Origin of the sequence: Actinomadura pelletieri DSM 43383, from assembly GCF_003634705.1 — a bacterium.
Taxonomy (GTDB): domain Bacteria; phylum Actinomycetota; class Actinomycetes; order Streptosporangiales; family Streptosporangiaceae; genus Spirillospora; species Spirillospora pelletieri.
In genome coordinates, this window is the sequence record NZ_RBWU01000001.1 from 182913 (window position 1) to 203559 (window position 20647).

The 20647-nt window shown below is 70.0% G+C and carries 18 protein-coding genes; 5 read left to right on the plus strand and 13 right to left on the minus strand.

The window, feature by feature from the left end; all coding sequences use genetic code 11:
- Positions 1-7 precede the first annotated feature (7 nt).
- The 5 genes from BZB76_RS00810 to BZB76_RS00830 all read left to right on the plus strand — a co-directional run bounded on the left by BZB76_RS00810 (position 8) and on the right by BZB76_RS00830 (position 5066).
- On the plus strand, positions 8-352 hold the full coding sequence (locus tag BZB76_RS00810) for a cupin domain-containing protein (RefSeq protein WP_121432365.1): 345 nt from the start codon (positions 8-10) through the stop codon (positions 350-352).
- A 16-nt stretch (positions 353-368) separates the two neighbouring features.
- Entirely contained in the window at positions 369-911 is a 543-nt protein-coding gene (locus tag BZB76_RS00815; protein ID WP_246006685.1) for a flavin reductase family protein, read from the plus strand.
- A gap of 168 nt (positions 912-1079) precedes the next feature.
- Positions 1080-2453, plus strand: a complete 1374-nt coding sequence (locus BZB76_RS00820) for an MFS transporter (protein WP_121432366.1) — start codon at positions 1080-1082, stop codon at positions 2451-2453.
- A 418-nt stretch (positions 2454-2871) separates the two neighbouring features.
- Entirely contained in the window at positions 2872-4119 is a 1248-nt protein-coding gene (locus BZB76_RS00825; RefSeq protein ID WP_246006788.1) for an MFS transporter, read from the plus strand.
- A 140-nt stretch (positions 4120-4259) separates the two neighbouring features.
- Entirely contained in the window at positions 4260-5066 is an 807-nt protein-coding gene (locus tag BZB76_RS00830) for an AfsR/SARP family transcriptional regulator (protein ID WP_211342768.1), read from the plus strand.
- Here the strand turns inward: BZB76_RS00830 and BZB76_RS00835 are convergent.
- The 13 genes from BZB76_RS00835 to BZB76_RS00895 all read right to left on the minus strand — a co-directional run bounded on the left by BZB76_RS00835 (position 5056) and on the right by BZB76_RS00895 (position 20603).
- Positions 5056-5418 carry a hypothetical protein gene (locus BZB76_RS00835; protein ID WP_147449259.1) on the minus strand — a complete coding sequence of 121 codons (363 nt, stop codon included), beginning with the start codon at positions 5416-5418 and terminating at the stop codon, positions 5056-5058. The genes BZB76_RS00830 and BZB76_RS00835 overlap by 11 nt on opposite strands.
- A 70-nt stretch (positions 5419-5488) precedes the next feature.
- Entirely contained in the window at positions 5489-6148 is a 660-nt protein-coding gene (locus tag BZB76_RS00840) for a response regulator (protein WP_121432369.1), read from the minus strand.
- A complete protein-coding gene (locus tag BZB76_RS00845; protein WP_121432370.1) occupies positions 6145-7335 on the minus strand; it encodes a sensor histidine kinase in 1191 nt (396 codons plus the stop codon). The genes BZB76_RS00840 and BZB76_RS00845 overlap by 4 nt, the downstream gene beginning before the upstream one ends.
- A complete protein-coding gene (locus tag BZB76_RS00850) occupies positions 7329-9002 on the minus strand; it encodes a substrate-binding and VWA domain-containing protein (RefSeq protein ID WP_121432371.1) in 1674 nt (557 codons plus the stop codon). The genes BZB76_RS00845 and BZB76_RS00850 overlap by 7 nt, the downstream gene beginning before the upstream one ends.
- 212 nt (positions 9003-9214) lie before the next feature.
- Positions 9215-10846, minus strand: coding sequence for a (2,3-dihydroxybenzoyl)adenylate synthase (locus BZB76_RS00855; RefSeq protein WP_121432372.1), 1632 nt, complete (start codon positions 10844-10846; stop codon positions 9215-9217).
- The gene (locus BZB76_RS00860; RefSeq protein ID WP_121432373.1) at positions 10827-12926 is read right to left on the minus strand and encodes an acetate--CoA ligase family protein; all 2100 of its coding nucleotides are present in this window, start codon (positions 12924-12926) and stop codon (positions 10827-10829) included. The genes BZB76_RS00855 and BZB76_RS00860 overlap by 20 nt, the downstream gene beginning before the upstream one ends.
- On the minus strand, positions 12923-14524 hold the full coding sequence (locus tag BZB76_RS00865) for an FAD-dependent monooxygenase (protein WP_121432374.1): 1602 nt from the start codon (positions 14522-14524) through the stop codon (positions 12923-12925). Before BZB76_RS00865 ends, BZB76_RS00860 begins: the two co-directional genes overlap by 4 nt.
- Before the next feature lie 72 nt (positions 14525-14596).
- Positions 14597-15391 (minus strand): PaaX family transcriptional regulator, encoded by a 795-nt coding sequence (locus BZB76_RS00870; protein ID WP_121432375.1) that lies wholly within the window; start codon positions 15389-15391, stop codon positions 14597-14599.
- 56 nt (positions 15392-15447) lie between these two features.
- On the minus strand, positions 15448-16641 hold the full coding sequence (locus BZB76_RS00875; RefSeq protein ID WP_121432376.1) for a PucR family transcriptional regulator: 1194 nt from the start codon (positions 16639-16641) through the stop codon (positions 15448-15450).
- Positions 16642-16664: 23 nt separating this feature from the next.
- Positions 16665-17219 carry a flavin reductase family protein gene (locus tag BZB76_RS00880; RefSeq protein ID WP_121432377.1) on the minus strand — a complete coding sequence of 185 codons (555 nt, stop codon included), beginning with the start codon at positions 17217-17219 and terminating at the stop codon, positions 16665-16667.
- A 20-nt stretch (positions 17220-17239) separates the two neighbouring features.
- A complete protein-coding gene (locus BZB76_RS00885; RefSeq protein WP_121432378.1) occupies positions 17240-18811 on the minus strand; it encodes a 4-hydroxyphenylacetate 3-hydroxylase family protein in 1572 nt (523 codons plus the stop codon).
- Between the two features lie 68 nt (positions 18812-18879).
- On the minus strand, positions 18880-19740 hold the full coding sequence (locus BZB76_RS00890; RefSeq protein ID WP_121432379.1) for a VOC family protein: 861 nt from the start codon (positions 19738-19740) through the stop codon (positions 18880-18882).
- A gap of 2 nt (positions 19741-19742) precedes the next feature.
- Positions 19743-20603: an alpha/beta fold hydrolase gene (locus tag BZB76_RS00895; RefSeq protein WP_121432380.1), complete on the minus strand. Its 861-nt coding sequence runs from the start codon at positions 20601-20603 to the stop codon at positions 19743-19745.
- Positions 20604-20647: the final 44 nt, after the last annotated feature.

Below are 20647 nucleotides of genomic sequence, written 5' to 3' on the forward strand. Positions count from 1 at the left end.
GAGCACCATGAGCAAGCCCGAACTGGAGTTCTTCCCGGTCAGCGACGTGGAGTACACGGTCTGCCCCGGCGACGACCCGAAGATCGTCGAACGTATCCTCGCGGCGGACCCGTGGACGGGGGTCGCCACCCGCATCCTGCGCTACGAGCCGGGCGCCGACTCGTCCCCGATGGGCGTGCAGAAGCACGACTTCTGGGAGGAGGTCTACATCCTCGAAGGCTCGTTCACCGACCTCACCCTCGGCGAGACCTTCACCAAGGGCATGTACGCCTGCCGCCCACCGGGCATGCCGCACGGCCCCTGGCGCACCGACGAGGGCGTGCTGACGTTCGAAGTGCGCTACCGCGCCTGATCCCCTGGAGGCCCCCATGCCTTCCGCCGACCTTGTGGACACGGCCGACATGACCGCCGCCATCGACCCGTTGACCATGCGCCGCGCCATGGGCCGTTTCGCCACCGGTGTGGCCGTGGTCACGACCAGCGTCGACGGCACGCCGCACGGCATGACGGTCAACTCGCTGACCTCCGTCTCCCTCGACCCGCCGCTGCTGCTGGTGTGCCTGACCACCGGGGCGCGCAGCACCGACGCGGTCGTCCGCGCCGGACGGTTCGCGGTCAGCATCCTGTCCGCCCGCCAGGAGCAACTGGCACTGCGTTTCGCCCGGCGCGGGGAGGATCACTTCGCCGGGCTCGAAGTGACCCATGGACGGCACGAGGTGCCGGTGATCCCCGACGCCTTCGCCCATCTGGAATGTGACGTGGAGCGGCACTTCACCGCCGGCGACCACGTCGTCGTCATCGGTCAGGTCCGCAGCATCTGCGAGCGCGAGGGCGAACCCCTCGGCTTCCTCAGAGGCAAGTTCAGCGACATCGTCGACCGCGGGCACGACCCCATTCACTGGATCTTCTAGCGCCCGCACACATGGGGCCGCGCTCAAGGCCCCCGGCGCGATCGATCTTCACCGCACCTTGAGACCCCGGCGGCTGCGCTCACAGCCGCCGGGGCCGACGGGCACCGGTGCACGCCCCAGGGCCTCAGTCACCACCAACGCGCCAGGACTCGACCTCAGGAGGTCGACATGACCGATACCACCGTCCAACCTAGCAAGCACAGAGCGCACTCCAGCCTGCCCGTCATCGCCGGGTCCAGCCTCGCCGGCACCGCCGTGGAGTGGTACGACTTCTTCCTCTACGGCACCGCCTCCGCGCTGGTGTTCAACGAACTGTTCTTCCCCAAGACCGACCCCCTCATCGGCACGATGCTGGCGTTCGCGACGTACGCGGTTGGGTTCGTCGCCCGTCCCGTCGGCGCGGCCGTCCTCGGCCACTACGGCGACCGCAGGGGACGGCGCGCCACCCTCATCGCCAGCCTGCTGCTGATGGGCGGCGCCACCTTCCTCATCGCCCTGATCCCGCCCTACGCGATGATCGGCGCCGCCGCGCCCGCCCTGCTGGTGCTGCTCCGGCTGGTCCAGGGATTCGCCCTCGGCGGCGAGTGGGGCGGCGCGGTCCTCCTGGTCTCCGAACACGGCGACCGGTCCCGCCGGGCGTTCTGGGCCTGCTGGCCCAACGTCGGACCACCCCTGGGAAACCTCATGGCGGCCGGTGCCCTCGCGGCGCTCGGCGCGGTCATGTCCGAGGACGCGTTCCTGGACTGGGGCTGGCGCATCGCCTTCGCGCTCTCCGCCCTGCTCGTGCTCGTCGGCCTGTGGCTGCGGCTGTACGTCGCCGAGTCACCGCTCTGGCAGGAGGCGGACGCGGCCAAGACCGCCGAAAGCGCCACGTCACCACGGCTGCCCGCCGGTGTGGTGCTCCGCGACCACTGGCGCCAGGTCGTGCTCGCCGCGGCCACCCGCTTCGGCGAGAACGCCGGCTTCTACATCTTCTCCCTACTGGTGATCACCTATGTCACCAAGATGCTCGACCTCGACAAGTCCACCGGGCTCACCGCGGTCATGATCGGGCAGGGCGTCGCGGTGGTCACCATCCCGTTGTTCGCGATCCTGGCCGACCGTGTGGGGCGCCGTCCCATCTACCTCGCCGCCTCGGCCGCCACCATCGTCTGGGGCTTCGCCTTCTTCGCGCTGCTCGACACCAAGAACACCGGCGCGATCATCGCGGCGGTCTGCGGCGGCCTGCTCATCTTCGCCGCCTTCAGCGCGGTCATCGGCGCCTTCTTCAGCGAACTGTTCCCCACCGAGGTCCGCTACTCCGGGGTCTCGCTGGCGTACAACCTCGCGTCCGTCCTCGCCGGCTCGCTGGCACCCATCATCGCGATCGCCCTCTACCAACGGTTCGACACCGGCTACGCCATCGGCGCCTACCTCTCCGCCATGGGCGTCATCTCCCTGATCGCCTCCCTGATCGCCAAGGAAACCCGAACCACCGACCTGGCCAACATCGAAGCGCCGAACACACCAAGCGCTCCCGGCATTCCAACGCCGCAGAACTGACCGACTCCCGACAACGGGACCGCGCGACCCGGTCGATCCGTGGCCGCGCGGTCCGCTTCGGGGCTGTTCCAGGACGGACGGCGCATCGCCGAGGAACTGGGCATGTGGTCGCAGGTCTCCGACAACCTGAACGGGCTGGGCAACCTGGCGATGCAGGCCGGTGACCACGCCAGGGCCCGCGAATTCCACCAGGACGCCCTGCGAGTGGCGGCGGAACACAGCTTCAAACCGGGCGAAATCCACGCCGAGGTCGGCCTCGGCGCCCGGCGCCCGTCGAGAGGGACGACTCGACGCCGCGAACGCTGGGTGGATGAGTTGCCTCGTGACAGATTAGAGTTATACGGATACTCTCCGCGCCTGGACGAGGGAGCTCGGTTTCGCGTGGAGAGAGACACGATTGAAATCTCGTGCGTTGATCATGCCCGCCGTGGTCAGGTTCTTCGCTCCGCTGGCCCTGTTGAAGAATCGTTCGATCGCTCCCTTGTTCGCGTCGCGGTTGGTTTCCAGCGCGGGCGTCGGGTTCGGGCAGTTGGCCCTGGCCTGGGGGGTGATGGGGCTCGGATACGGCGCCGCGGAACTTTCCGTGGTGATGGCCAGCAAGGCGGCGCCCGCGGTGCTGATGGTCGCCGTTGGGGTCGCCGGTGACCGCTTCCGGCGCCATCATGTGCTGGTCTCCGCTGAGATTCTGGCCAGTTCGGCGTGGCTGGGATTGGGCGCGTGCTTTCTAACGGATAAGGCGTCGCTGCCACTGCTGTGCGGGCTGGCGGTCCTGTCAGGCGTGGCGACGGCGATGTTTCTGCCGACGATCCGGGGCATCGTCGCCGACCTGCTCACCGGGCAGAGCCGTCGTGGTGGCAACGCGCTGGTCAGTCAGACCGAATCGGCCGGGCTTCTCGTCGGGCTGGCATCGTCCGGAGTGGTGGTCAGCACCGTGGGCGCCGGGTGGGCGGCCACGGCGAGAGGGCTTCTGTGTGTGGTGAGTGCCCTGCTCCTGGGGCTTCTGAAGACCTTGCGGCACCGCCATTCCGGTGGCATTACCAGGGACTTGCGGGTGGGCTGGAAGGAGTTCTCCTCCTGCCGCTGGGTCTGGACGATGGCCTTGCAGTTCACCGTTCTCATCGTGTCTGCGGCCTCCTTCATCGAGGTCATCGGGCCGCTTTACATGACCCAAGGGCACGGTGGCGCATGGGGCTGGGGAATCGTCACCGCCTGCGAGGCCTTCGCGGCATTGGTCGGTGCTCTCGTCGGGGCCCGGCTGAGGGTGGGCCAGCCGATCCTGGTGGCGACGGCATTGCCCGCCACAGCGGCCATTCCCATGCTGTTCGTTTCGGGCGGATGCTCCTGGACGGTCATCGCTTTGGCGATAGCCGTCCCGGGTCTCTGCCAGGCCGCGTACTACGTCATCTGGACGACCACCCTGCAGGAACACTTCTCTGCTGAAGTCCTGGTACGGGTCAACAGTTGGAGCATCGTCGCCAGTTACCTACTCGCCCCGATCGCCCTTCTCACCATAGGCCCGGCGGTCGAAGCCGTGGGTCCGAGCAGCGCAGCCTTCGTGACGGGGGTCTTGGTATTGGTCGCGACTGCGCTGGCGCTCCTGTCCGTGTACTCGGCTCGCCTCAACCGACCCGCCTCGGCGAGTCAACCTGAACCCGCAGCGTCCTAGCTTCCGCAGGCCATGTGTAGTGCCACGGCACTAGGGGGTGGGACCTTTTTCAGCGGTTAGTTAGGGCTGGGGCACCTGTGCAAGGGGGAGGGGTGGCGGTCAGGGTGGGGCTTGTCTTTGTCCAGTGGTGAGGGGTGGCCGTGGAAGTGCGACTGTTGGGGACGGTGTCCGCGTGGTTCGGGGGGAGGGAGGCGGTGTTGAGGTCTGGGCGGGCGTTAGGGCTGTTGGCGGTGCTGGCGTGGGAGCCGAACCAGGTCATTCCGGATTCTGTGCTGATCGATCGGATCTGGGACGAGGCGCTTCCCCGCCATCCGCAGGCCGCGCTTTACACACTCGCGGCGCGGTTGCGGGCCGCGTTCGACGAACCGGAACGGGTGGAGCGGCGGTGTGGGGGTTATGTGCTGGTCGCTGATCCCGGGGATATTGATGTGCATCGTTTTCGGGGGGTTGTTCGCGAGGCTCGGGGAAAGGTTTGGGATGGCGAGGATGCGGCGGCCGTCCTTCTTTTCGATCGTGCTATCGGGATGTGGCGGGGCGCGCAGCTCGCGGGGGTCAGTGGTGCTTGGGCCGACCGGGTTCGTATGACGCTCGGCCAGGAGAGGCTGGCGGCGCAGCTCGCGTGTGTGGGGGCGCGGCTTCGGTTGGGGCGGCACGATGAGACCGTGCCGCTTCTTGCCGGGCTCGCCGAGGAGTATCCCCTGGACGAGCAGATCGCGAGTCTGTTGATGGTCGCGCTGTATCGGTGCGGGCGGCAGGGGGAGGCGCTGGACCGTTATGCGGCGGTGCGCTCGCGGCTGGTCGGGGTGCTCGGTGTGGAGCCGGGGGCCTCGATCAGGGAGCTGCATCGGAGCATTCTGCACGGTGCGCTGCAAACGATGCATATCCCGTCGAGCCTGCCCCGGTCAGACTCAACGGGATATGCGGAGGGGAATGGGGTCAGCACTTGACGAGCTGGGTGCGGTCCCACCGTCCACCGACGTGCCAGACCTTCTTCTTGCCCTTGGTCTTGGCGTTGACCCGGATGCACTTGGTCGTGTAGTTGGGCTTGCCGGTGGTGTAGGTGCGGACCTTGATGTAGCTCTTGTGGCTACAGTGGTTGTTGAAGTAGAAGGTCGTGGACTGCTTGCCCGGTGAGAAGGAGATGTTGAACTTCTTGCCCTTGGGCTTGGAGCAACTCTTGCTCATCCGCTTGACGGCGGCGGCGTCGGCCTGGGCGGTCGCGGCCATGGCCGGGGTGGCGACCATGGTGAGTGCCAGTGCGGGGACGGCCACCATTCGGGTGAGTTTCCGATACTGCATGTCGAGCACCTTTCTCGCGTGGGAACTGTCGTATGCGAGAAGTGTGGCGGGGTGTCCTGTCCCGGTTCTTTCACGGATCTGTCGGCTCGTCCGTGCGCAGCCAGCGGGCGATGGCGGCGCCGCGGGTGCCGACGCCGAGTTTCGCGAAGATGCGGTTCACGTGGTTCTTCACCGTGAACTCGGAGATGACCAGGTCGTCGGCGATCTCGGCGTTGGTGCGGCCCCGGGCGATGAGGTCCATGACCGCGCTTTCGCGTGGGGTGAGGCCGAATTCGGCGCGGGACGGGGCGGGCGTCCCGGCGGGTGGGGTTCGGCGGATTGCCGCGACGACGGCCATGCTCGCCTGCGGTGAGAGGGGGCTGTCGCGTTCGCCGACCGTGTCCCGGATCGCGGTGACGAGTTCGTCCATGTCGAAGGAGCCGTGGACGAGGTAGCCCGACGCGCCGTTGCGGATCGCTTCGCCGATCACCTCGGCGTCGGTGTCGTAGGAGAGCATCAGGACCTTGGCGATCCGGCTGAGCGGTCCGGCGGCAGCGACGCCGTCCAGTATCGGCATGCGGACGTCGAGGAGGACGATGTCCGGACGGAGGCGCTCGGCCAGTTCGATCGCGTGCCGTCCGTCCACGGCCTCGCCCGCCACCTCCACGCCGGCGGCCCGGAGCAGCGTGACGAGGCCGCTGCGGACGATCGGGTTGTCCTCGACGATCAGGGCGCGGATGGGGGGCGTCACCGTGTTGATCCCGGTAGTCGGAGGGTCACGGTCGTGCCCTGGTCGGGCGCGCCGTTCACGGTGAGTCGGCCGCCGATCCGGTGGGCTCGTTCGCGCATGCCGATGAGGCCGTAGTGGCCGTGCCGGGCCAGTTGGTCGAGTTGATGCCCGAAGGCGAAGCCCCGGCCGTCGTCGTTGATGACCAGTGTCGACGGGTTGCGGCTGACCGTGACGTGTTGTGCGTTCGCGTGCCGTTCTATGTTCGTGAGTGCTTCTCGGACGATTGAGATGATCTCGTACCGGACCGTTGTCGTCTCGTCGCCGACCTGGGGTTCTTTCGCGAGATGGGTCGCCGCTGGGATGCCGGTGCGTGCGCTCCAGTCGGCGACGACGGTGGTGAGTGCCTCGTCGAGTGGCTGCTGGTAGACCTCGTCGCGTAGGTCGGTCAGGAGGTCGCGGGCCTGGCCGGTCGCGACCCGGAGTCCGGCGACGATGGCTCGGGCGTCCGTCTCGGCCTGGTCCGGGGAGCGGCGTACCCACAGCGGGAGCGCTTCGGCCGACATGCTGATCCCCTGCAGTGTCTTGGCGAGTGAGTCGTGCATCTCGCGGGCCAGCCGGGCGCGCTCTTCCGAGGCCGACAGCGCCGCGGCGGCGCGCCGGTGCCGTTCTTCGAGGTCGGCGTAGTCGTCGAGGAAGCGGCGCAGGGCGACTCCGGCGCACGCCGCCAGGGGGTAGAACGCGGGCAGTCCGATCAGGACCGGTGTCGCCGTGCCCGCGGATTCCTGCCCGGTCGCGCCTGCGGCGATGAAGAACAGGGCCGTCTGTGCGGCGCAGATGACCAGTACCGCGCGCCATTCGTACAGGACGCCGGCGATGGCGGACGTGAGGACGGTGACCAGGAAGTGCGGGTTGAGGGCTCCTCCCGAGAGCAGCACCGGGAACATGAGCAGGGCGTCCAGGCACCACAGCGTCGGATGGCGTAGCAGGAGGGACAGGACGCGGCGCCAGGCCAGGCAGGCGATCGCCGTCGCGGTGGCCACGGCGGCGACCGCGAGCATCAGCGACGGGTCGCGCCAGTCGTCCGGGACGAGCATGACGGTCATGGCCAGCACCAGCCCGCGCAGGACCAGGAGCACGCGGAAGGCGACGCCGAGTCGCTCGCGGTCGGGGGCCGCGACCGCGTCGCTTGCCTGCCTGACGGTCAGCACTGGGGCGGGTTGCAGACGCGCATCAGGTCGGAGTTGCGGAACAACTCCTCGATTCCGTCCGGATTTTTGATCTGGAACGACTGGCCTTGGACGGTCTCGGTCATCTGTTTTAGGCCCGGGTCGATTCCGGTACCGAAACCGACTACTACGAAGACGATCGGACGCGCTGGGTCGATCTGTTTTCTTAGGTTTGTCAGTGCCTTTTTGAATTGGGCGGTTGGGCGTGCGTCGGCGCCCATCGCGGTGAATACCAGAACCACATTGAGCTGATCGGCGTCATGGCGGCGTTTCATCTCCTGGTAGGCCGCGACCACCGAGTCGTAAACGGCGCCTCCGCCGCCGGTCTGTGGCCGGATCGCGTTCAGCCGCTTTTCCAGGAAGAGCCGGTGGGTGGTGCCCGTCCGGGTGCGGCTGCCGAGTTCGCCGATCCCGACCATCGGACGGTACGGGCGGCGCGTCCCCGGCCGGGACGTCGCCCACAGACCGAACTCCGAGTCGTCCCCGACCAGGTTGAGGCCCCTGTTCAGGGAGACGAGCATGGCGTCCAGGCGGGTTCCGCCGGGGCCGATCGCACCGCGCCAGGCCGCGCCGGTCATGGCCGCGCCCGCCGGGCCGGACGGGTCGACCAGCGCGAGCACGTTGATCTCCTGCGTGAAGCTCCGCCATGTCTGCTGGACCCAGGACGCAGCCCCCGGACTCGCCACCGCCTGTACCCGGGGCAGCGGCGTGGACAGCCCCCGTTGGGTCCCGCCGCCGGTGGCCGAGCGTAGGCCGCGGCGGTTCAGCTCGGCGACGCCCGCCGGTGCGCGGAGGGCCCGGAGGAACTCGTCCGCGCGGCGCTGCTTGCCGAGGTCGGCCGTGGTGACGGTGAAGGGGAAGTCCAGCGCGGGCGTGCCGGCCGCGGGGTACACCGTGGTGGGCGGCTCGGTTCTCCCTGCGGCGGTCCAGCCGAACGCCTGCTGTTCCGAGACGATGGCGACCTGGGCGGACGCGTTGAGCGTCGTGGCGGGGTCCTGTCCGGGCTCCAGGATCTCGACCGTGCGGAGTGTGTCCGCGAACCTTCTGAGTGCGCTGAAGCCCTGTTCCTTGCCGATGGAACTCTGTAGTGCGAGCAGGGAGGCCATTCCGACGGACGTCCGCGTTGGGTCGGGTATTCGGATCTGGACGTCGTGTCCCGGCTCGGGCCCGTCGTCCGCCTCGTTGGGAAGGAGTTCCGCCCATGTCCGGCTCTGGGGAGGGTCGGTCGGGGGGACGGCGAACAGCAGGGGTGACACGGCCACGGAGGTCGAGCGTCCGAGGATCGTGCGTCCGGAGGGGCCGCCGCGGGCGAGGTCGAGCCACAGTTCGGAGTCCGGAATCCAGACGTCGGGGACGCCTCGTCCCGCCGCGAGCGCGGTCGCGGTGCCGGCGGAGTCCGCGGGCACGACCCGCACGGCGACGCAGCGTCCGGTCTGCCGCCGCGCGGCGATCGCGGACGCCGCGGGCGCGATCGCCGGGTCGGCCTTCACGACCAGGGACGCGCGGCCGGAATCGCATTCCTCGCCGTTGGCGATGAGCGCCCAGCCGCCGCCGCCGAGGACGAGCCCCGCCCCGAGCGCGATGGCCGCGGCGACACTGATCCGGTCGCGCCGGGAGGCATTCGACCGCGCGGTGGTCGGATCCATCATGAGCCGTCCTTGGTGCTGGGAGCCCGAAAGCCGGAGGCGCCGCGGACCGAACGGACACTCGACCCACTTCCGTCAGCTGAGCGCGCCCATAATCGTAGCGATAAGGCCAATCCCAAACATCGCGCAGATGGCGGTCGAAGCACCCCCGGAAACGCATTTTCGCTGATCACGTCGGCTCTGCTCATTTGTGGAACGATTCGCGCACCTCGTGCTCACGCGGTGAGGGCGGCGCGGAGGGCCTTCTTGTCGATCTTGCCGACCTTGGTGGTGGGGAGTTCGTCGACCACGACGAGCCGTTCGGGCAGTTTGAAGCGCGCGACCCCGGCCGCGTCCATGCCGGCGCGGATGCCGTCCAGGGTCACCGTGGAGTCCGGCTTCGGGACGACGTAGACGCACAGACGTTCGCCCAGGTCCGGGTCGGGCATGGCCACGGCGGCGACCTGGCTGACCTGGGGCAGCCGGTAGACGAGGTTCTCCACCTCCTCGGCGGAGATCTTCTCGCCACCGCGGTTGATCATGTCCTTGTCGCGTCCCTCGACGATGAGGTTGCCCTCCGGGGTGAGGCGGCAGATGTCGCCGCTGCGGTACCAGCCGTCCGGGGTGAACGACCGCGCGTTGTGCTCGGGCGCGCGGTAGTAGCCGCGCGGCGTGTACGGGCCGCGGGTCAGCAGCGAGCCGGGCTCCCCGGGCGGGACGTCCTCGTCGGCCTCGTCCACCAGGCGGATCTCGTCGTCGGGGCACAGCGGGCGGCCTTGGGTGGTGCAGATGACGTCCTCTGGATCGTCCAGGCGGGTGTAGTTCAGCAGGCCCTCCGCCATCCCGAACACCTGCTGGAGCCGGGCGCCGAGGACCGGCCGGACGCGTCGTGCCAGCTCGTCGGGCAGCCGCGCGCCCCCGACCTGGAGGACGCGGAGCGTGGCGAGGTCGGCGGCGCCGTGCTCGGCCGCGTGCTCCAGCCAGCGTCCCGCGACGGCGGGCACGACCGCCGTGTGCGTCACGCCCTCGGCCGCGATCGTCGCGAAGGCGCGGGCCGGCTCCGGGGACGGCAGCATCACGACCCGGCCGCCGGACAGCAGCGTGCCGAGGATCCCGGGGCAGGCCAGCGGGAAGTTGTGGGACGCGGGCAGGCTCACCAGGTACACGCTGCCGTCGTCCACGCCGCTCACCTCGGCGCTGGCCAGCGCGTTGTAGGCGTAGTCGTCGTGCGTGCGGGCGATCAGCTTCGGCAGCCCGGTGGTGCCGCCGGACAGCAGGAACAGCGCGATGTCACGGCTGCCGGGCGGTGCGGCGTCGTGGCGGGCCCGGTCGGCGGCGGGGTCGTCACCGGGGGCGCAGAGCCGACGAAGGTCCGTGCTCGCGGACGCGATGTCGTCGCCCGCGACGAGGACGTGCCGGAGCCCGAGGTCGTGGGCCAGTGCCTGGTGGTCGAACCCGCGGAGGCGGTCGGGGACGGCGATCGCCACTGCTTCGGAATGCTCCGCCAGGTACCCCAGCTCGGTGGCGCGGTGCGCGGGCAGCGCCATGACGGGCACGATGCCCGCGCGCAGGCACGCCCAGGTCAGCACGGCGAACTCCCAGCCGTTGGGGAGTTGGAGGACGATCCGGTCCCCCGGCGCGAGTCCGAGGTCGAGGAGGCGTCCCGCCGCCGCGTCGGCGCGGTCGGCCAGGTCGGCGAAGGTCAGTCGCAGCGGGCCGTCGACCAGCGCGACGGCGGTGGGGGTGCGGTCGGCCGCCGCGCGCAGCAGGTCACCCAGCGGGCGCCCGGCCCAGTAGCCGGCCGCGACGAAGCGCTCGGCGTCGGCCTCGGGCCATGGAACGGTCCCTTCACTGATGGGCGTGGTCATCACTCACCTCCAGGTCGGCCGCCGCGCAGACGGCGTCCAGGGCCACCAGGCCGCCGGCGGTCAGCCGCAGCGGGTTGATCTCGATCTCGGCGATCCGCGGGTCGGCGGCCAGCAGACCGCCGAGGGCCGTGACCACCTCCGCCAGCGCGGCGCGGTCGAGCGCCGGACCGCCGCGCCAGCCGTCGAGGAGTGCCCGTCCGGCCAGCTCGTCGGGCATGGCGGCGGCCTCGTCCGCGCTGAGCGGCGCGAGGCGGATGGACACGTCGGCCAGTGCCTCGGCGGTCGTGCCGCCCAGCCCGGCCAGCACGACGGGACCGAACACGGGGTCACGGCGGGCGCCGACCACCAGGTCGACGCCCGGCGGCGCCATCGACTCCACGAGGAAGCGCCGGGCGCCCGCCGCCTCCAGGGCGTCGAGGGCCTCGTCGAGGTCGGCGGGTGTGCGCACGCCGAGCCTGACCCCGCCGATCTCGGTTTTGTGAAGGACGGCGGCGTCCAGCAGCTTGACCGCGACCGGGCCGGGCAGTTCGGCGAGCGCCCGGTGGGCGTCGGCGCGGTCGGCGCAGGCCCGCCCGGGCATCGTCGGCACGCCCAGCGCGCGGAGGACGCCCTTGGCCTGGTGCTCGTCCCAGGGGCCGGAGCCCAGATCCGGGACGGCGGTCGGGACGGGCGCCGTCGAGGTGTCTCCGCGATGGCGGGCACGGGCGTCGGCGAGCAGGGCGCGGGTCATGGCCGCGAGGCCGTGCGGCTCGGCGGCGACCGGCACCCCGCGGTCGAGCAGGGCGCGGCGGGTGTGCCGCACGCCGTCGCCCGCGCCGCCCAGCCCGAAGAGGAGGGGCGTGCCCGAGAGCCTGTCCGCGGCCTTGTCGATGGCTCCGACCAGGTCGAACGCATCCGGCTCGTGCAGGGCGTAACCGGCCAGGACATCGATGCCGGGGTCCGCAGCCACCGTGGTGAGGACGTCCGCGAAGCCAGGGCCGGGACGTCCGGTGTCGACGGGATTGTTCTGGTAGGTCAGCGGTGGAAGAAGCATGGACAGGGTGCGCCGCGCTTCATCCCCCAGTTCGGGAACGCGAGCGTCGCGTCCACGCAGCTCGTCGAGCAACAGCAAGGCCGGACCGGCCTGGCCAGTGACCACACCGACCCCCGGGGCGACCTTCGGACGCAGCCGGACGAGCGACAGCGCGCCGACCGCGTCGACCAGTTCTCTCTCGTCGTCGACGACGACAGCCCCGGCCTGCGCGAGCGCGGCCCGGGTGGTGCGCCAGGACGTCGCGAGGGCGCCGGTGTGCGATGCCGCGAACGCCCCGATGTCGCTCCGGCCGACGACCAGCGCGACGACCGGGCGGGTCCGGGTCAGCCGCGCGACCGTGTTCGCCAGCCGCCTGCCGTCGGCGACCGACTCGATGTGCAGCGCGACGGCGGTGGTCTCCTCGTCGTCCGCCAGCACGTCGAGGACGTCCTCGGCCGTGACGTCGGCGCCGTTACCGAGCCCGACCGCGAGGCTGACACCGTGCCCGGCCTCGGCGAGGGCGAAGGCCAGCGCGTGGTTGACACCGCCGCTGGCCGCGACGACGGCGATCCGGCCGGACGGCACGTCCGCCGCACCGGGGACGAAACTCGCGGTCAGCCCACGCCCCGGCCGGAGGAAACCGGACGTGTTCGGCCCGAGCAGCCGGATTCCGGTGCGCGCGGCCACGGCCTCCAGTTCGTTCTGGTGTCGTCGCCCTTCCGAGCCCGCCTCGGCGAACCCTCCGCCATAGACGACGGCGGCGCGCGCTCCGGCCTGCGCGGCCTCGGCAACGGCCGCGGCGCACACGGGCGCCGGAAGACAGATCAAGGCGAGATCGATCGGGCCATGCACGGCGGCGTCACCGATCGACGCGTGAATCCCGGCCCGAGGATCGGGACGGCGCGCATTCACCAGCGCCACATGACCGGGGAACCCACCCACCGATCGGGCCAGCGCCGCACCCAACTTCCCCGGATCGCGGGACACACCAACCACAGCGACCCCGCGCGGGTCGAACATCATGCCCACCCCCAACGCCGATCCCCCACGCACCACCATCTCCGTCATGAGGTCTCCCGCCAGGACGAGAGCGTGGCGGCGTTGGCGCCGACCAGGTCGGTTCGGCCTGAGAGGACGGCGGTGATCGCGCGGTCGCGGTTCATGTCGTTGTCGACGAGGAGTGCGGGCAGGTCGTGGTGGAGCCTGGCCTGTTCGGTCAGAAGGGTGCGGGTGTAGGGGGTGCCGCCGTGCACCGCCACCAGTGCCGGACCGGCCTTGACCAGCGTCGACATCGTCTCGCGGGCATCGGGCAGGGCGGACTCGTGGTGCGGGGCTGTGATCCAGGCGCCCCAGCGTCCCGTGGCCGGGGTCGGGGATAGGAGGAGAGTGTCATCGCCGATTGGGGTGCGGGCGACGGCGGTGGCGCCGGTGGGTTCGACCAGGAGGGTGCGGCTGGGCAGCGGGCGGCCCGCCACGTTCAGCGGGGTGTCCAGTGGCTCGGTGCCGTGGGCGGCTCGCCAGTGCTCGTGGCTGGCCTTTACGAAGTCCGGGGCGCGGCGGGCCAGTCGTGCGTCGGTGATGCTGCGGGACAGGAAGTGGTACGCGAACTGCCACGGCTCGAACGCGTCGTGGTAGCGCCCGAAGTGCTCCCACCAGCCCAGGCTCGGGCCGGCGGCGTTCTGGATCGCCTCCACCGACGGACGTGCGGCGGCCTCGTACGCGGCTAGCGCGGCCGGGAGGTCGTCGCCGTGCCGGGCCAGCGCGGCGGACAGGGCGACCGCGTCCTCCATGGCCATCTTCGTGCCGGAGCCCACGGAGAAGTGCGCGGTGTGCGCGGCGTCGCCGAGGAGTACCACGGGACGCGGGTCGGTCACGTGCCACCGGCGGGCCCGGCGGGTTCGGAAGTTGCTCCAGCGGGAGTTGTTGACCAGCAGCCGCCGTCCGTCGATCTGCTCGGCGAACAGGTCCTCCAGATACTCCTTGCTGATCATGTCGCTGGGGCCCGGTGGCCGGGTGACGTCGAACCGGTCGAGGCCCGCCGCGCGCCAGGACTTCTCGTCGGTCTCGACGATGAACGTGCTCACGTTCGGGCTGATGGGGTAGCCGTGGACGGCGAACACGCCGTGGGGACCGCGTTCGTGGACGAACGTCAGCCCGTCGAACGTGTAGTCGGTGCCGAACCAGATGAACTTGGCCGTCGCCGTCTCGACCGACGGTTCCAGCCGGTCGGCCAGGTGGACGCGGATGCGCGAGGAGGCTCCGTCCGCGGCGACGACCAGGTCGTAGCCGTCCAGGTCGGACAGGTCGGCCTCGGCGCTGAACCGCAGGTCGGCGCCCATGTCGCGGGCGCGTTCCTGGAGGAGGGCGAGGAGGGTGCGGCGCGAGATCGCGGCCATGCCGTTGCCGCCGCAGCGGATGCGCTCGCCCTTGAGCCGCACCTCGATGTCCTGCCAGTGGCGGCCGTGCTCGTCGAGGGCCTCCCGCAGGACGGGGTCGGCCGCATGGATGCCGGCGAGCGTGCGGTCGGAGAAGACGACCCCGAAGCCGAACGCGTCGTCGGCGCGGTTGCGCTCGAAGACCGTCACTTCGGCCGCCGGGTCGGCCTGCCGGATCAGGGCGGCGAAGAACAGGCCGCCCGGACCGCCGCCGACTACCGCGATGCGCATGGTGTCCTCCTTCGTCGCACGCAAATATATGACATTCAAAATGCGGCCGTCTAGATTCTGAAACAGGTTGGCTCAGGTCAGCAGGTGGTCGACATGGGCCTGTGCCTCGGCTCGCAGCAGGCCGTGGGCCTCCAGGAACACCTCGTGCGCGGCGCGGCCACGCCAGCCTTCGGGCAGCAGTTCGGGCGGCAGGTCCGGGTCCCGGAAGGGGAACTGGCGGTAGTCCTGCGTGAGGCGTGTCCGCTCGACGAGCGCCTCGGCGCCGCGTAGGTCGTCGGCGCGGTACCGGGCGATCCTCGGTCGGTACCGGCCGAGGAGTTCCCCGTAGTCGGCGTCGAGCGCGTCCAGGTCCCAGGCCCTGGACGCCATGTCGCGGTCGGCCGCGGCACCCTCCGAGCGGGCGCGTAGGACGTCGAGGCGGATCGAGGACGAGCCGTCCAGACCCTCCCGCACCTGGTCGGACCGGTCGTGCGGGCTGATCCACACCGCCGACGCCAGCGGGCCGAACCCCAGCCAGGACAGCCGTTTGCGCAGCCGCTCACGCAGCGCCCGGTCGGCCTCGGGGACCGAGTAGACGACCATGTGCCAGTTGCCGTCCCACGGTCCGCGCTCGCGAACGAAGATCCGTTCCCTGCCCTCGTCGAGCAGCCGCCAGGCGGCGTCGGTCAGGGCGTAGACGGTCTCCCTGCCCTCGCGCCGGGCGTCCAGCCAACCTTCCTTGCGCATCCGGGTCGCCACCACCCGGGTCGTGGACTCCGGCACGCCGAAACACTCCATCAACGCCACCAGCCCGCGCAGCCGCACCTCTCCGTCCCGGTAGCGCAGGTAGTCGCCGAAGAGGTCGAACACCAAGGACCGCGGTTTCACGATGCCTCCCGGAAATCTGATCTAACTGTTTCAGATTGCCGACGATCGTCTCACATTCATCCTAAAGATGTGGGTAGATGGCCCGCCATCCTGGCGATGCGCAGTCCGGTGTGCAGGTCGCGGCGGACGTTGCCGTCCGAGAGGTCGCAGTCGACGATCTCCCGGATGCGGTCCAGGCGGTAGTACAGCGTGCTGCGGTGGATGGCGAGCCGGGACGCGGTCAGTGTCATGTCGCCCGAGCAGGCCAGATAGCTCTCCAGCGTCTCGGCGAGCAGGGCGCTGTTGGACGCCGCCAGCAGCCGCTGCACGCCGCGCGGGAGATCGTTCGGGACGAGCGACTCGATCGGCAGCCGCGTCAGCAGCTTGTCCACGCCCATGTCGTCCCAGAAGGCGGCGCGGCCATAGCTCTCCGGGCTCAGCAGCCCCGCCCGCCACGCGAGCCTGGCCTCCAGAAAGGACTCCACGGCCAGTTCCAGCGTGGACCGCCCGCCCCCGACACCCGCCCTGATCACCTCCAGACCCGGGGTGCTCATCACCCGGTCGAGCCGGCCGGGGTCGATCCGGCGCGGGAAGAGCAGCACTCCTTCGTCCCCGACGATCGTTCCCGGCACCTTCACCGTGGTCCAGCGCTCGATGAACCCCATGGTCTTGTCGACCGCCAGCCTGGTCATCGAGAGCGGGTGGGGGTCCGGAGCGCGCAGGACCAGCACCCGGTACTCGCCGGACTCCTCGATCAGGCCCTCGGCGATCAGCTCCGCCGAGGCCCGGCGCCGGTCATGTTCGGTGCCGTCCTCCCGGAGCAGCCAGCCGAGCAGGCGGTGCGCGCGGTCCTCGTGGAGTTTGGCGTCCAGCAGCCGCAGCGCCAGCAGCTCCCCGATCACCGAGGCCGCGCGCTCCACCTCATCCCGTGCCCGCGCGGTCAGCGGGGAGTCCCCGGCGGACTCGTCCGGGAAATAGAGGAGGTGGCCGACCTGCCGTCCCTCGTAGTGCAGGCGGATGACGACCCGCGCGTCCAGCGGGCCCTCGGCCGGGAGGAGGACGGCGTGCGGGCCGTGCCGGTCGTGCGCCGCGCCGGCGGCGGCCAGGTCCCAGGTGTCGCTGCGGGCGATGACCAGGGCGAGCCGGGACCGGTCGGCGTCCGAGTCGTGCATGCTGTAGGCGATCACCTTCATACCGGTGCCGAGGACGATCACCGGCCGGCCGAGCGCGGCCGCCAGGTCCTGGACCGCGTCGTCGAGGTTCAGGTTCACCTCACCCTCCTCCCCTCCCGACGTTATGCGCTCTGACCAGGGGATTTCGACGCGTCGCGGCCCTCCTCGCCCGGCGGCAGGGGGTTGAAGTGCCCGTAACCGCCCCGGTAGAAGAGCAGCGGCTGGGTCCGGCGCTCCACCGCGAGGCCGGTGACCCGGCCCAGCACGATCAGATGGTCGCCGCCCTCGCTGATGCTCTCGTAGGAGCAGTCGACCCAGGAGACGACGCCGTCCAGGATCGGGGCCCCGGACGGTGCCGGCCGCCACGCGGTCCGGGCGAACTTGTCGATGATCCCGGACGCGAAGTGCCGGCACACGTCCTCCTGGTCGGCCGCCAGCACGTTCACGCAGAACGAGCCGCCGGTCCGCATCCGCTGGAAGCTGCCCGACCCGCGGGTGATCATGAATCCGACCAGCGGCGGGTCCAGGGACACCGAGGTGAAGGAGCCCACGGCGAAGCCCCGCGGCACGCCCTCGCCGTCCAGGCCGGTGACGACCACCACACCCGTCGGGTACGACCCCAGCGTCTCGCGGAAGGCCCGGGGTTCGATGGGCGTGGTCGTGAGCTGCTCGGTCATGGGCTCTTCCCCCTCGCCGGTCAGTGCCGCCCGTTGACGGTGACGTCGCCGTTCTGGAGCCATGTGTCACCGGTCCAGCCGTCCAGGTCGTAGTCGCTCATGCACTGCTCCACGAGCCCCTTCAGGTCGTCGGCGACGCCGCTCATGCCGGTGAAGCGCAGCATGTCGATGCGGATGCCCTCGTGGTTGCCCGAGTAGTTCCGCTCGTACAGGTCGTGCCGGCCGCCGAACTCGCTGCCGAGGGCGTCCCACAGCAGCTTGATGACCTTGTTGCGGCGCTCGGCGTCGTAGCCGGCGGAGCCGCGGAAGTACCGGTCCAGGTAGGGGCGGATCTCCGGGCTGTGGAAGTCGAGCGCGCTGGACGGCTGGACGATCATCCCGCCGGCCACGATCTGCTGGACGATCTCCTTCACCCGCGGCATCACGGTGGTGTCGATGACCCGGGCCATCGCACCGGTGCCCGTGTTCGGCAGGTAGGCGCCGCCCGGGGTGACGTGCGGGTCCTGGACGAGCGCCTCGCTGATGGACCACAGCAGCTGCCGCCAGGCGAGGATCTCGCCGATGTTGGCCTGGACGCCGCGGAAGGAGCCGGTGCCGGCCGACTCGGTGGCCATCAGCACGAGCCCGGCGATGAAGTCGAGCTTGGTGGCGAGCCTGGTGTTGCCGTGCAGCAGCGCCCGCTCGGGGTAGCCGGTCGCGGGAAGGAAGGAGTTGGACCGCTCGATGTCGCGGTAGACGAGCACGTTCTCCCAGGGGATCAGCACATCGTCGAAGACGATGATCGCGTCGTTCTCGTCGAAGCGGCTCGACAGCGGGTAGTCGAACGGCGCGCCGGTGGTCGCCGCCGCCATCTCGTACGAGGGACGGGAGAACGCCTTCACCCCCGGGGCGCCCATGTCGGCGAAGAACGCGACCGCGTACTCCTCCTTCGCGACCGGCTGGAAGGACGCCACGAAGGTGTAGTTGCTCAGCACGCTGCCGGTGGCGACCATCTTGGCGCCGTTGACGACGATGCCCGCGTCGGTCTCCCGCACGACGCGCACGAACACGTCGTTGGACTCGACCGGCTTGTCACGGTCCACCGGCGGGTTGACGATCGCGTGGTTGAAGAACCACATCCGCTCCTGCGCCTCCCGGTACCAGGCGCGGGCGTTGTCGGCGTAGTCGCCGTAGAAGTCGGGGAAGTCGCCGAGCGTGCCGAGGAACGTCGCCTTGAAGTCGGGGGTACGGCCCATGTAGCCGTAGCTCATCCTGCTCCACGCCCTGATGGCGTCCCGGGCCTCGACCAGCTCCTGGCGGCTGCGGCTGCTGCGGAAGAACTTGTGCGTGTAGCCGCCCGATCCGGTGTCGGTCTCGGTGGTCAGCACGTCCTTGTGCTCGGGGTCGTGCAGCGCGTCGTACAGTCGCGCGACGCTGCGGATCGAGTTGCGGAACGCCGGGTGGACGGTGACGTCCTCGACCTTCTCGCCGTAGATGTAGATCTCCCGCGAGTCACGGAGCGACTCGATGTACTCGGCGCCGGTGAGCGGCGCGTTGCGGGGCCGTCCCGAGTCGGGTCCGGTGGTGTCGGTACGGATGTCCTGCGTGGTCATGAAAGCTCCTCGTGGATGGAACGCGCGTGATGCCCTGCGGCCTGGCCGGGGTGCTCTGCCAGGGCGGGTCAGTGCTTGTGGCCCCAGACGTCCGGGCCGGGGAGCCGGCAGACCTCCCAGGTGGCGTCGTCGATGACTCGGCCGCCGTAGCCGAACTCGGTGTGCACGCCGACCGGCGACTCGACGTAGAAGGAGAACATGTCGTCGTTGGTGTGCTTGCCGATCGACATGGTGACCGGCACGTCCTTCTCCTGGACGAGATCCCAGGAGAGGCCGACCTCGTCCGGGTCGGTCACCTCGACCATGAAGTGGTGCAGGACGTTCGGGATGTCGAAGAACGAGCCGTCCACCAGCGCGAGGCTGTGGTGCCGGCCGTTGATGTGCATGAACGACGCGCTGAACGGCGAGTCGATCATGTAGTCGCTGAGGCGGAACCCCAGGACGTCCTGGTAGAACCGCTGGGTCTTCTCCAGCTCGCGGGTGGTGAGGACGACGTGCCCGAAGCCGAGGTCGTCGGCGACGAATCCGCCGAGCCCGCGCGGCGAGGTGAACTCCTCCGAGGTGACGGACGGCCCGGTGTACAGCTCCACCCGGTGGCCGGCCGGGTCGAGGAAGTGCACCATCTCCCGCACGCGGCGGACTTCGAGTTCCTCCGCGGTGGCGGCGGTCACCTCCACGCCGGACGCCTGCACCCGGTCGGCGGCGGCGCGTAGTTCGTCGCTCGTCCCGAGCTGCCAGCCGTAGTAGGCGCCGCCGTCGACGTCGGACGGCTCGATGATGATGCGCTGCTCGAAGGAGTCCATCCGGAAGCCGGTCCTGCCGGTGTCCGAACGCACCTCCGCCAGGCCGAGGACGTCCGTCGCGTACGCGCTGAAGGCGGCGGGGTCGGTCGAGTTGAGGCCGGTGTAGCCCAGTTGCTGGATGTCCATGGTCAGTTCTCTCCGTCCGCGATGAAGTCGAGTACCTCGCGGGCGAAGATCTCCGGATATTCGATCATCGCCCAGTGCCGGCAGTTCGGGATCAGGTAGCCGGTGGAGTTCTCCAGCAACTCCAGGAACCGGTACGCCTGCTCGATCGGAACGACGAGATCCTGTTTCCCGTTGACGACGAGCGTCCGCGTCCGGACCTTCGCGATATCCTCCGGCGGATACTGCAGGCCGTTCTTCGCGACCCATCCCATGGTGGCCTTGTAGGCCGCTTTCACGTCCGGCTTGACCGAAAGCTCGTACCGGTAGCGGACCTGCTCTTCCGGCGCGACGAATTCGGGGTTGGAGAGGACGTCGATGATCGCCCGCATCCCGTCGACGGTGAAGTCGTAGTGCACCACCGGGCCGAGTTCCGGGGAGATGTGGGTGGTGAGGCCGCCGCTGCCCATCAGCACCAGACCGGCCACCAGGTCGGGCCGCGTCATGGCGACGCCGAGCGAGGTCGCGCCGCCCATCGAGTTGCCCACCAGGACGCAGGGCCCCAGCCCCAGGCCCTCGATGAACGCGATGAGCTGCCGGTTCCTCGCGTCCTGCGTGTAGTCGAACCCGTCGGGGTCGGGGGCGTCGGAGAACCCGAAGCCGACCATGTCCATCGCGTAGGTTTCGGCCGCCGCCGCGAACAGTTCAAAACAGCCGTACCAGTTCGACCGGCTGTCCGCGCCGGCTCCGCCGCCATGAACGAGGACGATCGGCCGTCCCTGCCCCTGCCCACCCTGGTAATAGGCGGTGCGGAAGGAACCCGTCTGTATATACCTGACCTCGCCCAGGGGCGAGACCGGGGCGGTCGCTACACTTTCCGCCGTCATGGCCACCTCTTCATGTACCAGTCGAAGACTTTCCCCGAGAAGCA